Source organism: Maribacter sp. MMG018 (assembly GCF_018100785.1).
Taxonomy (GTDB): domain Bacteria; phylum Bacteroidota; class Bacteroidia; order Flavobacteriales; family Flavobacteriaceae; genus Maribacter.
Genome location: NZ_JAGJEC010000004.1, coordinates 126129 through 141679 on the forward strand (window position 1 = coordinate 126129; position 15551 = coordinate 141679).

General features: G+C 40.8%; 12 protein-coding genes. 6 read left to right on the top strand and 6 right to left on the bottom strand.

Translation table 11 applies throughout. The features are described 5' to 3' along the window. Window positions 1-19 precede the first annotated feature (19 nt). From J8L85_RS15625 to J8L85_RS15645, 5 genes are all read right to left on the bottom strand, one after another. Complete coding sequence (locus J8L85_RS15625) at window positions 20-781, bottom strand: helix-turn-helix domain-containing protein (protein WP_211018829.1); 762 nt, start codon at window positions 779-781, stop codon at window positions 20-22. 115 nt (window positions 782-896) lie between these two features. Beyond that, window positions 897-1538 carry a carbonate dehydratase gene (gene can / locus J8L85_RS15630; RefSeq protein WP_211018830.1) on the bottom strand — a complete coding sequence of 214 codons (642 nt, stop codon included), beginning with the start codon at window positions 1536-1538 and terminating at the stop codon, window positions 897-899. 12 nt (window positions 1539-1550) lie between these two features. Next, a complete protein-coding gene (locus J8L85_RS15635) occupies window positions 1551-3110 on the bottom strand; it encodes a SulP family inorganic anion transporter (RefSeq protein ID WP_211018831.1) in 1560 nt (519 codons plus the stop codon). A gap of 134 nt (window positions 3111-3244) precedes the next feature. Further along, entirely contained in the window at window positions 3245-3565 is a 321-nt protein-coding gene (locus J8L85_RS15640) for a hypothetical protein (RefSeq protein ID WP_211018832.1), read from the bottom strand. A gap of 199 nt (window positions 3566-3764) precedes the next feature. After that, a complete protein-coding gene (locus J8L85_RS15645) occupies window positions 3765-4907 on the bottom strand; it encodes an MFS transporter (RefSeq protein WP_211018833.1) in 1143 nt (380 codons plus the stop codon). A 366-nt stretch (window positions 4908-5273) separates the two neighbouring features. Here J8L85_RS15645 and J8L85_RS15650 point away from each other — a divergent pair, with 366 nt between their 5' ends. Next, window positions 5274-6398, top strand: coding sequence for a VCBS repeat-containing protein (locus J8L85_RS15650; protein ID WP_211018834.1), 1125 nt, complete (start codon window positions 5274-5276; stop codon window positions 6396-6398). Window positions 6399-6460: 62 nt separating this feature from the next. On the opposite strand, the gene J8L85_RS15655 is transcribed toward J8L85_RS15650, so the two are convergent. After that, the gene (locus J8L85_RS15655) at window positions 6461-7360 is read right to left on the bottom strand and encodes an AraC family transcriptional regulator (protein ID WP_211018835.1); all 900 of its coding nucleotides are present in this window, start codon (window positions 7358-7360) and stop codon (window positions 6461-6463) included. A gap of 225 nt (window positions 7361-7585) precedes the next feature. On the opposite strand from J8L85_RS15655, the gene J8L85_RS15660 reads away from it, so the two are divergent. From J8L85_RS15660 to J8L85_RS15680, 5 genes are all read left to right on the top strand, one after another. Next, a complete protein-coding gene (locus J8L85_RS15660; protein WP_211018836.1) occupies window positions 7586-8758 on the top strand; it encodes an efflux RND transporter periplasmic adaptor subunit in 1173 nt (390 codons plus the stop codon). A gap of 14 nt (window positions 8759-8772) precedes the next feature. Continuing rightward, window positions 8773-11928, top strand: coding sequence for an efflux RND transporter permease subunit (locus J8L85_RS15665; protein WP_211018838.1), 3156 nt, complete (start codon window positions 8773-8775; stop codon window positions 11926-11928). A 10-nt stretch (window positions 11929-11938) separates the two neighbouring features. Further along, entirely contained in the window at window positions 11939-13348 is a 1410-nt protein-coding gene (locus J8L85_RS15670) for an efflux transporter outer membrane subunit (protein ID WP_211018840.1), read from the top strand. Between the two features lie 26 nt (window positions 13349-13374). Further along, window positions 13375-14688 (top strand): MATE family efflux transporter, encoded by a 1314-nt coding sequence (locus J8L85_RS15675; RefSeq protein ID WP_211018842.1) that lies wholly within the window; start codon window positions 13375-13377, stop codon window positions 14686-14688. Between the two features lie 90 nt (window positions 14689-14778). After that, window positions 14779-15441 carry a hypothetical protein gene (locus J8L85_RS15680; protein ID WP_211018844.1) on the top strand — a complete coding sequence of 221 codons (663 nt, stop codon included), beginning with the start codon at window positions 14779-14781 and terminating at the stop codon, window positions 15439-15441. Window positions 15442-15551 lie beyond the last annotated feature (110 nt).

Consider the following 15551-nt stretch of genomic DNA (forward strand, 5'->3'; position numbering starts at 1 on the left):
TCTTACCCCGACCTTAATGCTAGAGGCTTGACTTATACACGGAAGGATTTACCCCTACATTTTTCTTGAAAAAACGAGAAAAACTGCTCATAGAATCAAAACCCAGCTCAAAAGCCAGTTCCTTCACCGAAATTTCACTTTTGACCAACCTCCGTTTTGCCTCCGTAATCTGGCGCTGCTGAATAATCTGCTTTGCAGTCATACGTAGCTTATCCTTAAGTATTTGATTCAATCGTTTTACACTAATACCCAGTTCATGGGCATAAAACGTGGCATTTGGCTCTTGTAAAAAATGGGTCTCCATAAGTTCTAAAAACCGAAAAACCCTTTTTTGGTGTAGGTCTTGTTGTAAAAAACCATCGTTTTGATAACGAATCAGGTGAAGCAATAAGACCTTCAATAACGTTTTGAGCATTATATAGGAAGCCGAATCGTTATAAAACTCTTCTTTCAGTAATAGCAACAGCTTATGTATCTGCCCTATTTCACTTGGCTTACGCACCGAAAACTGCGGATACCTGTTAAAAAGAAACATGACGTCCAAGGCATATTCAATATCATCTTCGTCTATAAGGTCCCGTTCAAAATTTACCATCGTGCCCGGATTATCATTAAAGACCTCTTTCTTAAAAACCTCGTTCAAGGGCTTAAAATGAACCAACAAGCCAATTTCTGAGTTCTGTTCAAAATAAATCCCCATAGAATTACCGGAAAGCAATTCATTATTGCTATTGAACTGCTCTAGAATAAGAATTTTGTCCTTACCGTTACGTATATCCATTTACTTTTAAGATTACCCCAAAAGTAAATAGAATTTACCCGCTCTACCGTTCAACTCTTTCACTTTAAGTCAACTCGTACGATCGTTAGGTCAAAAATGTACCATAGCTTTTATCTTATACAACTGCTAGCCTGTAAAATTCTTCCAATTGCGAGTTACAGTTAAAATTAACCTGTAGGTCTTTAATAATGCCCGTTCCTACTCCATAGACCCAACCATGAAGGCTAAGCTCATGTCCCCTTTCCCATGCATTTTGCACAATTGAGGTCTTTGCCAGGTTATACACCTGCTCCATCGTATTGTATTCTACAAAACGATCAAAAAGCTCGGAGTCATCCGTTATTTCTCCTAAAACATCTTGATGCTGCCTGTATACATCTCTAATATGACGGATCCAATTATCCACAAGACCGTACGATTTTTTTCCCATAGCGGCTTGTACTCCGCCGCAACCATAATGTCCGCACACGATAATATGCTTGATCTTTAGGGCATTGACGGCATAATCCAATACACTGAGCATGTTCATATCGGAATGTACCACCATATTGGCGATGTTTCTATGTACGAACACCTCGCCTGGCTGTGCCCCAATAATCTCATTGGCAGGCACACGGCTGTCCGAACAACCGATCCATAACAAAGGGGGTTGCTGTCCCTTTTCCAATTTTTTAAAAAACTCAGGATTTTCGTCCAGTTTAGACGCTACCCATTTTTTGTTATTCTCTATTAAACTTTTATAAAAGTCCGATTTCATAATTTTTTAGTATCAATGTTCCATTTGAAACACTTGGTGCCCAAAGTATTTTCTAAAACTTTCAGGGTTGTCCAAGGTTTCTTTTTCTGCAATTATTTTAATATGGATGTTGTTATTTTTCGCCTTAACCGAAAACTCGTCCAAGTATTCCAAGATGTCATAATCCAACACCTTGGTTTTTCTAAAATCCAATTCTAGATAAGCTCCCTCTTCCAAGGCATCCAATTCTTTAATGATTCGCCCCTTGTTTATGAATGTAACCTCTTCTGCAAAGTTGATATGAAAAAGATTTTTTTTCCCTTTGTACTCCTTTAACAATAATTGGTGCGAATTGTAATAAGATTTTAAAAGAACGGTAATCAACCCTACGGTCAGCCCCACCATAATACCCTTTAACAGATCTGTGGATACAATACCCACTACGGTGACAATGAAGGGAATGAATTGGGTCTTGCCCAATTTGTACATTTGAACAAAGGCTTTTGGATTGGCCAACTTATAACCAATTACCAGAAGCACACTGGCCAAAACGGCCTGTGGTATCAGATTTAACAAGGTAGGTATGGCAATGACGCTCAATAAGATCAAGATACCGTGCATAATGGCGGACAGTTTGGTCATTGCCCCGCTCATTACATTAGCGGAACTACGCACGACCACTTGAGTGATGGGAATACCACCGATCAATCCCGAAACCGTGTTTCCGACCCCTTGGGCTATCAATTCCCTATTGGTAGGCGTCTGTCTTTTTAGAGGATCAAGTTTATCGGAGGCCTCTACGCTCAACAAAGTCTCTAAACTTGCCACAATGGCAATGGTAAATGCCGTTACATACACATCGCTATTTGTAAGAGCCGAGAAATCGGGAAACGTAAACTGCCCAATAAAAGAGGTTACATCTTGTGGAACCGGTACACTTACCAACTGACTTTCATGAAGGGCGAACAAACCTGACTGCCCCAAGGTGACATAGACGACAATCCCCACGACCACGGCTATCAACGGCGCCGGAACAAGTTTAAAAACTTTGTTCTTTTTGGCCAAGATACTATCCCAAAGCAATAGTATACTCAACGATATAAAAGTAACCAATACCGCCCCGAGGGTAATCTGGTCATGAAGGCCGCTAAAATCTATCCGGTCGGTGTTCACATCACCGCTAAAGCCGAAAGCCAGAGGTATCTGTTGTACAAAAATCATGATCCCGATAGCACTCAGCATTCCCTTGATGACCGCCGAGGGAAAATAATATCCGATAACCCCGGCGCGTAATACGCCAAGAATAAGTTGAATGACCCCTGCCAAGATCACCGAGGTAAGAAACAGCTCATAACTTCCCAAATCGGTTATGGCATTAAAAACAATGACTACCAAGCCGGCAGCCGGTCCACTTACGCCGATGGAGGAACCAGATAGATAGCCCACCAAAACCCCTCCGACAAAGCCTGCTATAAGGCCCGCAAACGGGGGTGCCCCACTGGCAAGGGCTACCCCCAGACATAAAGGTAATGCCACAAAGAAAACCACAAGACTTGCTGGCAAGTCCTTTTTCCAGTGTTTAAATAAATTCATAAAAATATAGGTTTGTAATATAAGGTCTATAGAGCACCGATATCCCATATATGGACCGATGTCACCTATGACCTATAATTAATAATAGTTTTGAAAGTAGATATACCGCCAAACGACGGTATACAAATAATATATTAACCTATATGTTTTGGGGGTGGGGTTGGCTGAGATGTTCCTATTCTTTGAACAGTAAAATCTAGGTTTAGGGAAATATCGAATCTACATACCATTAAAAAATTCTTGGCAAGTAGCGATTCATTAAAAGGTATATCCAAATCCAAGATATCTTCATCAATATCGGGTTCGGGCTCAGAATCATTTTGACTATCATGGTGTTCCAACTCCATGACAATTGAAGTATCATCAGAATAGACTGCCATGGTTGTCTTAACCAGTCCCATCATAAAAACAAAGACTAAAAGAACAGATATAATAGACTTAGACCCGATTATCATATTTTGACAAAATCAACCATTTTGATGAATTATTTTCACTAAAATTATGATTACCCAAAAAAAATCAAACAAAAAGACTGTTAAATAGAATGTTAATTAAAATATCAATAAAAACCAGGTTTCCATTTTAGGTATACGGCAAGAAATAGAACCAAAAATGTTTGAATTCTGTAATTGGTCAACCAATTCTACATATAACTTAGTTCTTATTTATTTTTTGAAACAAAAAGTAAACAACAAAACCAATAATTAGGGCCATGGTAGCCGCCACAGTATATACCGCCTTATAATCGTGAGAGATATACTCTATAAAAGTGGATAAAAACTGTCCCCCAAAAACACCCATAGAAAATAGCCCCAAATTCTTCCCTTGGGTTTGTAACATACTTGCCTCTATCATCATATGGTTCAATAACGGAATGGTAAACCCAAACCCGATACCTATAAAAATAATGGTCAGTAATAGCAACAACCAACTGGTAGAAATGGCCAAGACCACATAGCCAAGCATAAAAAACAAAAAACCGAGCGCTACTGTTTTTCCATCGCCCACCATATGTACCATTTTTGGCATTTGACTGGCCGTTAAAATGGCCACTACCGATATGGACGCCATAAAATATCCTGTTTCAGATTCTCCAAAACCAAAGGAACCGGGCAAGTATAGGGGCAGGGTTACAAAACCGATAAAAAAGAGCATCATGGCCAACAACGAAGCCCCAAATATCGACCACACCTTAGCGGCACCCTTCGTATTCGTATCCAGGGCAACCTCTTCCCCTTCTTTATTGGCCTGCATTTTAGGTAATGTTTTCCACACCAAGAACAAGCATAGCAAAGCTATCAGGTAGATATAAAAAGGAAATTGCCAGTTTATTTCACCAAGCATGCCACCAATAGCGAGGAAAATAACCCCTCCCAACTCTATGGCCATCCCTTGCCAAGCGATCATCTTCATCCGCTCTTTGCCCGTAAAACACTCCGCAATGTAAGCTGTTACCGATACCTGTACCGTTACCGTGGCGACCCCCAACAGAAACCTATCCAAGATCAATAAAAAGTCATTCGTTATGTAAGCCCCGATGACGCCCAAAACACCATACGGTATCAGGCCCAAGCTTAACAACCTCAGCGTTCCCAACCTATTGAGCAACCTACCTACAAAAGGGGCAAAAACGACTACTCCCAAAGAGGGCAAGGTAATTAACCAACCGGGCGAAAAACCCAAATTCTTATGTTGTACGATACCCGATAGCGAAGGTGCTATAACCGTACCCACCATAATCGTTAAACTACTTACGAACAGTATGGTAAAAATGCCGAGGTTAGATATTTTTTTCATACGGCAAAATTCCCGCTATTCTTCTAGAAGCACTTTACCGGTTTTCTAAATAAGTTGTCCAAAATGGAAATTAGGTGAAATACCCAGTTTTGTTTTCTTATTTGGGGATTACGCTTTTCTGTAAAATAGAAGAGGATCTTTTAAAATATCTATCGATGATATGAGCGAAAGTTAGAACCAGGTGATATTCCCTAAATATTTTAGTCATTAGTTAAAAAGGGTATTTTGTAAAACACCCTTATTGCCATAAAGGAACATCACGACCCTACTGTTCGTAAAAAGCCCCAACAATTTACTTTGCGGGTTTATGTATTTTTATGACATTTACAAAACACTGAATACACGGCCCTAAAAATCCATTCACCTATGTTAAGACTTGCTTTTCTTCTTTTTCTCATACCATTATTATTACCTGCACAAAAACACGGTTTTTATGCCAGGAACGATATGAGCCATGAGGAGCCTAGGTATAGTTTCGGCACTAAAAAACAACGCAGTGCCTCTATCGATTTTGGCGACATCAACAACGACGGACTAATAGATGCCGTTGTAGCCAATGGCCGACATTGGCCAGAAACCAATTACATTTTCTACAATTACGGCAAAGGCTTTACCGCAATGACCCCGATCGGGCAAATATCGGCTACCAGTTATGCGGCAGAATTAGTGGATTTGGACAATGATGGTGACTTGGACATTCTTGAAATAAACGACAATGCCCCTCATAAAATATATTTGAACGATGGTTCGGCAAACTTTAAATTTCATTCGACCGTCGCCAAGATATCCAATGCAAGAAATGTAGCCTTGGACGATATAGACAATAATGGATCTATCGATTTTATCATCACCAATAGAGGACAAAAAAATATAATCTGCTATAACAATGGCGACCTACAATTTGATTGCATAAAACTGGATACCCGTAAAAACTCGACCATCGACATTGCCATAAAAGATCTAAACAACGATCACCTACCCGACTTGGTTCTTGCGAACAGAGATAATATTCCCAACGAAATATTCATCAACAAAGGCAATCGTACGTTTGAAAAAAAACTCGATTTTGGTACAGGAACTTTTGAAACCCGATCTGTTGCCATAGCCGATATGAACAACGATGGTTATTTGGACATTATTACAGGAAACATCAATGGAGCCAATATTATTTATCTAGGCAGTAAAAACTTCACTTTCAAAAAAACCATTGCCTATGGTGCCAATGACACCGACACCTATAGTATTGCACTGGCCGATTTTAACAAAGATGGCCTTATAGATATCGTAACGGGCAATTACCTTATGCCCAATATCGTATTCTTGAATATTGATGGTAGTCATTTTGAAGAAATTCACCTCGCCGATGCGCCCTCAAGAACATACGATATTGTGGTAACCGATATAAATTCTGATGGTTGGGCAGACATTGCCGAAGCAAATTCTGATGGTTTTAACCTATACTACCTAAATGTTTTTAACGAAGAGCAATAAACATCTACTGGATCTTTACCAGTATAAGACCCCTTAAACTTAAAACGACCATAAAAACTACATCATCTCCCATTTCCCTTCTTGCGAAACTGGCTGGCCGTCATTCCCGTATTGCGCTTAAAAAACTGGTTAAAATTGGCAACTTCATTAAAGTTTAATGCATAGGCAACTTCAGATACCGATTTATTCATTTGATGCAACAGTGTTTTTGCATACAGTATTTTGTAATCGATAATAATTTTCTGAGCACTCTTTCCCGTTACTTTTTTCACACATTCGGTAAGGTAAATAGGGCTAATATGCATTTGTGATGCATATTCATTTACAGATAAGAATTTATTACTATTGGACAGAATGATCTGCTCAAACTTAGACATTATGTTTTGGTACCTATTTGTTGTAACTATCCCATTATTGTCTTGGGTAAATCGCTTAACCTTATATAGAAAAACAAGGAGCAAAGACCTTACAATCTCAAAGTTATGCATTTCACTACTTCTAGATTCTTTATATAAAACCTCAACAATATCCAGTAAATCCTTAAAGTTATCATCTGATAATTGATATATGGGCATGGTATGAATTTTAAAAAAAGGAAACTCATTTTGTAGCTCATATGACTGGTTTAAATTAGTGAAGATAGAGGCGTTGAAATAAATAATATAGCCATAATCATCATTGGGTGGAACTCTACTATAATTAATGACTTGAAAAGGGGAAACGATGGCTAAACTGTTTTTTAACTGATTCATCGTTTGATTGCCTATTTGGATATTGGTATTACTTGATTGAAGAATGGCAATCTCAAAAAAATCGCGCTTATGAGGTCCCCAAAACTCATCATCGGGTTCCACAAATTCCATATCCTTAGCTATTCTTCGTATAAAAAAACTGTTAGCATAATCATTTGCAGGTTGCGTATGGTTCAAAAAGTAAGAGTTGATATCTCTAAAGATTTTCATTCAGCATTTTTTTAAGGCAAGTTTCAATATATAAAAACTTAAATAATAATCTAATTATCCAAAATAACAATTCACAATACAATATAACACAAGCATACTTTTGTCCTTTCAAAGAACAGTATTGACCTACCTGTATAAATCGGTACCCAAAAACAGGCAAGGTACATCTTTAAGATATGAACGTATGAACTCTAAAGTTGAACAAAAAGAAACAATAAAATAGAGATGAAAACTAGAAAAACGAAGCTTTTTACCTGGTGCCTTGGACTATTCATAGGGCTACTTTCCCTCTCGTGCAACAATAACAAGGAAGGCCGTCCCAACGGGGGCATTGCCGAATACAAAGTATTAACGGTAGCACCAAAGACCATAGGCCTCTATAGGGAGTTTCCGGTAACCATCGAAGGTACCGAGAACATAGAGATTTATCCTAAAATCGAAGGTTTTATAGAAAAAGTACTTGTAGACGAAGGAGAATATGTGCAGAAAGGGCAAGCGCTTTTTTTACTGAACGCCCCTGAATATGAACAGGAACTTTTGAGCAGCAAGGCCGCGATCAGCAGTGCAAGGGCCGATGTAAGCTCTGCGGAGGTCAATGTCGAAAAAGCAAAGCCTTTGGTTGAGCGGGAAATTATCAGCAAGTTCGAGTTAACTTCTGCCGAAAACGCACTTACCGCCGCAAAGGCGGCCTTAGAGCAGGCACAGGCCAATTACTCAAATGCACAAACCAACTTTGGCTATACCAAAATAACGGCCCCAGTTTCGGGCTATATAGGTTCTTTGCCCTATAAATTGGGGAGTTTGGCAAACAGTAACATTACCGAGCCTTTGACTACGGTATCGAATATCAAACAGGTGTACGCCTATTTTTCCATCAACGAAAAAACATATCTGGAGTTTACAAAAGAAGGCTTGTTGAGCAACATGAACGAGGTCTCGCTGTTACTTCCTGATTATACCTCCTTTGACCAAAAAGGAAAAATTCAAACAGTGAGCGGTCAGGTAGACGAAGAAACAGGCTCGTTTAATGTTCGTGCTATTTTTGACAACCCCGATAATTTACTTAGAACGGGCAACAGCGCCACCATACAACTTCCAAGAACTATTGAAGGGGCCTTTCTAATCCCCCAATCGGCGACCTACGAGATCCAAGGTGGCGTATATGTGTATTTGGTAAACGGGCAGTCGCAGGTACAATCCACTAAAATTACGGTAACAGCTACCAATTCGGGGCAGGCCTATATTGTTACGGACGGACTCAAAGACGGTGACCAAGTGGTTCTTGAAGGCATCACAACCTTGTCCAGCGGTACGGAAATAAAGCCTGTTCAGGTAAAAGAGAGTGATATAAGTGCCTTGCAGCAAATTACCGAAAAGGTGACAACTACCAACAATTAAAACATCAGATAACCATGTTCAACAAATTTATAAAGCGACCGGTTCTTTCGGCGGTAATTTCTATCATCGTATTGATTTTAGGAATTATCGGGATCACGACCCTTCCTATATCCCAATATCCAGATATAGCACCTCCAACGGTACAAGTTTCCGCTTCCTATGACGGAGCCAATGCAGAAGCGGTATTAAACAGTGTTATCGTGCCTTTAGAAGAGGCGATCAATGGCGTTGAGGGCATGACCTATATGACCTCTACAGCAACTAGTGGTTCGGCAAGTATAACCGTATATTTTGAATTGGGTACCGATCCCGATATTGCAGCGGTCAACGTTCAAAACAGTGTATCAACGGCTTCCAATTTATTGCCTTCCGAGGTTATACAAGCGGGTGTCACTACAAAAAAACAACAAAGTAGTAATGTATTTATTTTTGGACTGTACAGTGAAAATGATAACTATGACGAGGAATTTATTCTGAATTATGCGCAAATTAATTTAATACCTGTACTAAAAAGGATAGATGGGGTTGGTAGTGCTTCAGCATTTAGCTCTAGAGATTACAGTATGCGTATATGGCTAAAAGCCAATATTATGGCCAACTACGGTTTAATTCCATCCGATATTACCACTGCACTAAATGACCAAAATCTTGAAGCAGCACCTGGTGAATTAGGTTTGCAAGGAAATCAAGCCTATCAATACACCTTAAAGTACAAAGGCAAACTACAAAATGTTACTGATTTTGAAGAAATCATTATCAAGACTACCGATGATGGGCGTATTCTACGTTTAAAAGATGTAGCCAGGGTAGAACTGGGGTCACAATCTTATAGCTCAATTACCACTATTAATGGCAAACCAGGAACAGGTGTTGCTATAGCACAATCTGCGGGATCCAATGCCCAAGAAGTGGTAGAAAAATCTATTGAAACGTTAAAAGCAGCTTCCAAAAATTTTCCTGAAGGTCTCAAGTATACCGAAATGGTAAATGCCAACGACTTTTTAGATGCCTCTATCGAGAAAGTAATCCATACCTTGATCGAGGCTTTTTTATTGGTGTTCCTTGTGGTATTTATCTTTTTGCAAGATTGGCGTTCCACATTGATTCCTGCCATATCGGTACCGGTGGCCGTGGTGGGCACCTTCTTTTTCCTTAGCCTTTTCGGGTTTACGATCAACTTGTTGACCCTATTCGCCTTAATGCTTGCCATTGGTATTGTGGTCGATGATGCCATTGTGGTGGTAGAGGCCGTACACGCCAAACTGGACTCAGGGTATAAATCTGCCCGAAAAGCGAGTCTGGATGCCATGGGCGAGATTTCAGGGGCCATTATTTCCATTACCCTGGTCATGTCGGCGGTGTTTATTCCGGTAACATTTATTAGTGGATCTTCAGGGGTGTTCTACCAACAATTTGGTATAACCCTTGCCATTGCCATCATTTTATCGGCTGTTAACGCCTTGACCTTGAGTCCTGCCTTATGTGCCCTTTTATTAAAGCCGCACGAAGAGCATAAATCAAAAAGTTATCTGCAACGTTTTTATATGGCGTTTAACGTCGGTTTTGAAAAAACAACTTCAAAATATAAAAACGCATTGAACTTCTTAATTCGTAAAAAGGCTATTGCCGTTGGTCTTATCGTTGTTTTTATCGGGGTATTCGTTTACCTAATGAATACCACGCCAACAGGCTTCGTGCCCGATGAAGATCAAGGAACCGTTTTTGCCGATGTCAGTTTACCTGCGGCATCATCCATGGAAAGAACGGACGAAGTATTGGATGAATTACAGAAAATAGTTGAAGACATACCTGAAGTACAATCGTTCTTAAGATCTACCGGACGTGGTTTTTTAAGTGGTACCGGATCAAACTATGGTATGTTTATTTTAAAACTAAAACCATGGGCCGAACGTATGGGAGAAGGACAATCTGTACAAGATATCATCGGCCAGTTGTTCGCAAGAACGGCTACCATGAAAGATGCCAGAATTATATTTTTTGCTCCACCCACTATAACCGGATTTGGTTTAAGTAACGGGTTCGAAATACAGTTGCAAGATCAAAGTGGTGGTACGGTAGACCAGCTATATAAAGTAAGTCAAGATTTCATCCAAGCATTGAGCAAACGCCCTGAAATACAATATGCCAACACAACATTCGACCCCACTTTCCCACAATACGAAGTGGTAGTGGACGTGGACAAAACCAAATTGGCCGGATTGGATGTGGAAGGTGTTCTAAGTGTCATGCAAGGCTATTTAAGTGGAGTGTACGCTTCTAACTTCAATAAATTCGGAAAGCAATACCGTGTTATCTATCAAGGGGAACCCAACTTTAGGGCCAACCTTGAGAGTTTAAATGCCATAAAAGTTAAAAACGGGAATGGTGTTATGGCTCCCATTACCGAGTTTATAACCTTAAAAAGGGTTTACGGACCTCAAAGTTTAACCCGTTTCAATCTATTTACAGCGGCAAAAATAAGTGGGGCGCCCAATGATGGGTATAGTTCTGGTGATGCTATTAATGCCATTGAAGAAGTAGCTGCAGAAACATTGCCAACGGGTTACGGATATGAATATTCTGGTATAACCAGGGAAGAGATTTCCGCCGGTAGCCAAACGGTTTATATTTTTATGCTGTGCTTCATTTTCGTTTATTTCCTATTGTGCGCACAGTACGAGAGCTTTATTCTTCCTATTTCCGTTTTGCTATCTGTACCGGCCGGACTTTCGGGGGTTCTGATATTTGCAAATCTATTTGGTATCAGCAATAACATCTACATACAGATCACCCTGGTGATGCTGATCGGGCTATTGGCCAAAAATGCCATTCTAATTGTCGAGTTTGCCATACAGCGTAGGCGAGAGGGAGAAACCATTGTTCAATCGGCCATAGACGGTGCCATTGCTAGGTTCAGGCCCATTTTAATGACCTCATTTGCCTTTATCTTCGGATTATTTCCGCTTATGATCGCAACAGGTGCGGGTGCTGTAGGTAACCGTGCCATTGGTACGGGAGCCATTGGAGGTATGTTGGTCGGTACCATATTGGGTATCATGGTTATACCGGTGCTTTACATCATTTTTCAACATCTACAGGAAAAATTAGTGGGCATACCCGATCACGATTGGGGAGATGAAGAAGAAGAAAAACTTCCTTTGAACAAATAAAAAAACGGATATGAAATTTACATCTATAAAATACATCGTTCCCATTACGATGACACTCTTACTGTTAGGGTCTTGCGGTGTGGTCAATAAAAGATACACCACTCCCGACATCGAGTTTTCGGAAAATTACAGGGATACCTTGGTAGAAGACTCATTATCTATGGCAACCCTGCCATGGAAAGAAATGATATCGGATACCATCTTACAAGGTTTGATCGAAGAAGGTCTGCAAAACAATCTGGACCTAAAGACGGCCCTGGAGAACATCAACCAGGCCCAAGCCACTTTGGCGCAGGCCAAACTCTCCTTTTTTCCCAGTTTGGAAGGCAATGCCCAGGTAACACGGTCCAAAACATCGGAAGCGGCCCTGAACTTTGGAGGGGTCAGTGGCATCAATCTAAACACCACTACCTATACCGGACAGTTGAGCAGCAGTTGGGAACTGGATGTATGGGGAAAACTACGTAGTAACAAACGTTCGGCTTTGGCCTCCTTCTTAAAAACGGAAGCCGCGGCTAGGGCGGTTCAAACCCAATTGATATCGGATATAGCACAGAGCTATTACAGTCTATTAGCCCTTGATGCCCAATTGGCCATTACCAAAAAAACCCTGGAAAACAGGATTAAGGACCAAGAAACCATGAAATTCCTAAAAGAGTCGGGCGTGGTAGATGGTGCCGCAGTGGTGCAAAGTGAAGCCAGTAGGTACGAAATAGAAACTTCTATTCCGGATATAGAAATATCCATTTTAGAACAAGAAAATGCTTTGGCTATTTTGTTGGGCAGATTACCTGGCGCTATTGAAAGAACATCTTTAAAAGAACAAGAGGCATACGCCGATTTAAAAATAGGAGTCCCATCTTCCTTATTAAGAAACAGACCAGATATACAAGAGGCGGAAATGGCTTTTAGAAGTGCTTTTGAAGATGTAAATGTTGCAAAAACGAATTTTTATCCATCTTTGACCCTAACGGCAAATGGCGGACTCTCTTCATTGAGCTTAGAAAACTTTTTTGACCATTCGGTGTTCTACAATCTGATAGGTGGCTTAACACAGCCAATTTTTGCGAACGGAGAAAATAAAGCAACACTGAAAATCAATAAATCGGTTCAACAACAGTCATTTTATGATTATAAAGCAGCATGGTTAAATGCAGGTTCAGAAATATCGAACGCCCTTTTTTCATACAACAAGACCAAGGAAAAGCAAGAGTCTAGAGCGCAACAAATAGCTGCTCTTGAAAAATCTGTAGAATTTACAGAAGCTTTACTAGAATATTCATCTAGCACTAATTATACCGATGTATTAACTACAAAAAACAGTTTGTTATCAGCACAATTAGATGGTGTAGAAGATAAAAAAGAAGAGTTACAAGCCATAATTGAATTGTACCGCGCCCTTGGTGGTGGTTGGCAATAACAGAACCGATATAGCATAGTAAAACAATGGCATCAAAAGAACAAACTGTACTAAAACAGTTATTTGTATATGTCGGACCCGCCGTTCTAGGCCTCTTGGTGAATGCACTCTATAACATTGTAGACCGTATTTTCGTAGGGCAGTTCGTTGGGGCCGACGGCCTTTCGGCCGTGACCATGGTGTTTCCCGTTTCGCTTTTGAAATTCGGTTTTGTACTACTGTTCGGAAGCGGCGCCGGAGTATTGATCGCGAAATATTTAGGGGAATCGGACCCCGAAAAGGCGGAAGTTGTATTGGGAAACATGATGGCCGGACTCTTGGTAACCATTGTCCTATTTACTACGGCCGGACTCTTTTTTTACGAACCCCTGTTGGAAATTATGGGCGCACGAGGCGCATTGCTCCACATGTCGGCGGAGTACTTAGTGGTCATCATACTCGGGTTCCCCTTGTCGTTTTTTATAGCCCTCGAATTTACCTGTCGCGCAGAAGGAAATCCGCGCTTGCCCGCCCTACTTACCTTGGTCTCCGCCCTTATCAACGTGTTATTGGACATTGTTTTTATGAAAGGCATGGACATGGGGGTCCGTGGGGCCGCCCTCGCCACCATTATCGCACAAGGGGTGAACGCCCTGCTCTTGCTTAGATATTATTTTTTGGGTAAAAGCAAAATCGCCCTGAAGTGGAAGAACATCCGGCTACAACAAAAAGTGATTTCCCCCATTATGTTACTGGGGCTGGCGCCCTTTATTATGGACAGTGCCACCAGTTTACAAAACATGATCGCCAATAACTTGTTGCTCCAGGCAGACGGGGCACCGGCAGTGGCGGTAATGGGTATTATTTATGGAGTCAATGTAGTTTTTATGATGATCGCCCTGGGTATGGGAGACGGCATACAACCCTTGATCAGTTTCAACCTCGGTGCCAACGACCACGACCGAAACCGAAAAACGTTACGCTACACCCTTATCATCGTAGGTTCGGCAGGGCTTCTAGGGATGCTCTTTTTAGAAATGGCACCGAATGTAATCGTTGGTATTTTTATAGACAACAACGAAACTATCGAAAACATGGCCAAGGTGGGCTTGCGCATTTTTGCCCTATCCATCCCCTTTTATATGCTGCAGATCATAGCAACACGCTATGTACAGGCCCTGCAAGAGAAGAAAATCGCTATTTTTTTCGCCCTCCTCCGTCCTATCTTGCTGTACGTTCCCATCGCCTACGGACTCAACGCGATGTTCGGTCTTAACGGGATTTGGAGCTCTTTTGCGGTCAGCGATGCCTTGTCGGCACTGGTATCCTTTATCATTATCAGGAAAACGACCGGTCTTTAAGCCCTCGTCCACCCTGTTCCATAAAAATCAGGTAACCATATACGAAATAGGCCTTGGGTCCGTTATTTTTTAAATCCAACCACCTTGCTCATGATGAGATCTAAAATACTACTACCGTTACTATTCCTTTCTTTTTTTGGTTGTAAAGAAATCCCCTATGACATTAGATCCATCGAACAAAACGAACTGCTAGAACATAAGGTCGACGAAAACCGTTTTGAACTTGGTTGGTTTCCCGAATCCAATGCTGAAAAACCGTTGTTTCGCGATTACAGCATTCCCGATAAAGAGATTACCCCAGACCCCAATATAGAACCTTCCTCCATTTACCATCCATCGAACCAACCTAAAAAAGTTGGCCTGACCCTAATGACCGACAGTATATCGTTGGACAACAGAAAAAAAATGATCGCTGTAAGCGGTAAAATAATGGGCGGCCACAACGGTACAAAACCCGACGATTTTAAGGTATATATAGGAAAACGAAAAGACACCACGGTAAATGTCACCTATATGATGAGCCCCCATATAGACAACTATTACAAAGGTGAAAAAATTGACCAAGACATCGATTTTAAGGTGCCCGCCTTTTATTTGACGGACCCTCAACAATTTCCTGTGGAACAAAATGGGGAGACCAACGAAAACATTCTGCACATCACTACGCTGATCAACGAAAAAAGTGTGCTTGTTCTTGCCTTGAACAATAGCTATGTAGAGGTTTTTGAAATAGGAAAATTACTAGTTCCATAAAAGACCAGTTTATGGCCCGCCATACATTCAAACCCCATAATAGCGCAATACCACCGATATTGTTCGTATAAAGGCCATTAATTGCTTGTTTCCCCAATAAAAACTGGCTT

Bases quoted from the DNA above. Each gene is read 5' to 3' on its own strand.
- J8L85_RS15625 (WP_211018829.1), bottom strand. From the start codon at position 781: ATGGATATACGTAACGGTAAGGACAAAATTCTTATTCTAGAGCAGTTC.
- can (WP_211018830.1), bottom strand. From the start codon at position 1,538: ATGAAATCGGACTTTTATAAAAGTTTAATAGAGAATAACAAAAAATGG.
- J8L85_RS15635 (WP_211018831.1), bottom strand. From the start codon at position 3,110: ATGAATTTATTTAAACACTGGAAAAAGGACTTGCCAGCAAGTCTTGTG.
- J8L85_RS15640 (WP_211018832.1), bottom strand. From the start codon at position 3,565: ATGATAATCGGGTCTAAGTCTATTATATCTGTTCTTTTAGTCTTTGTT.
- J8L85_RS15645 (WP_211018833.1), bottom strand. From the start codon at position 4,907: ATGAAAAAAATATCTAACCTCGGCATTTTTACCATACTGTTCGTAAGT.
- J8L85_RS15650 (WP_211018834.1), top strand. From the start codon at position 5,274: ATGTTAAGACTTGCTTTTCTTCTTTTTCTCATACCATTATTATTACCT.
- J8L85_RS15655 (WP_211018835.1), bottom strand. From the start codon at position 7,360: ATGAAAATCTTTAGAGATATCAACTCTTACTTTTTGAACCATACGCAA.
- J8L85_RS15660 (WP_211018836.1), top strand. From the start codon at position 7,586: ATGAAAACTAGAAAAACGAAGCTTTTTACCTGGTGCCTTGGACTATTC.
- J8L85_RS15665 (WP_211018838.1), top strand. From the start codon at position 8,773: ATGTTCAACAAATTTATAAAGCGACCGGTTCTTTCGGCGGTAATTTCT.
- J8L85_RS15670 (WP_211018840.1), top strand. From the start codon at position 11,939: ATGAAATTTACATCTATAAAATACATCGTTCCCATTACGATGACACTC.
- J8L85_RS15675 (WP_211018842.1), top strand. From the start codon at position 13,375: ATGGCATCAAAAGAACAAACTGTACTAAAACAGTTATTTGTATATGTC.
- J8L85_RS15680 (WP_211018844.1), top strand. From the start codon at position 14,779: ATGATGAGATCTAAAATACTACTACCGTTACTATTCCTTTCTTTTTTT.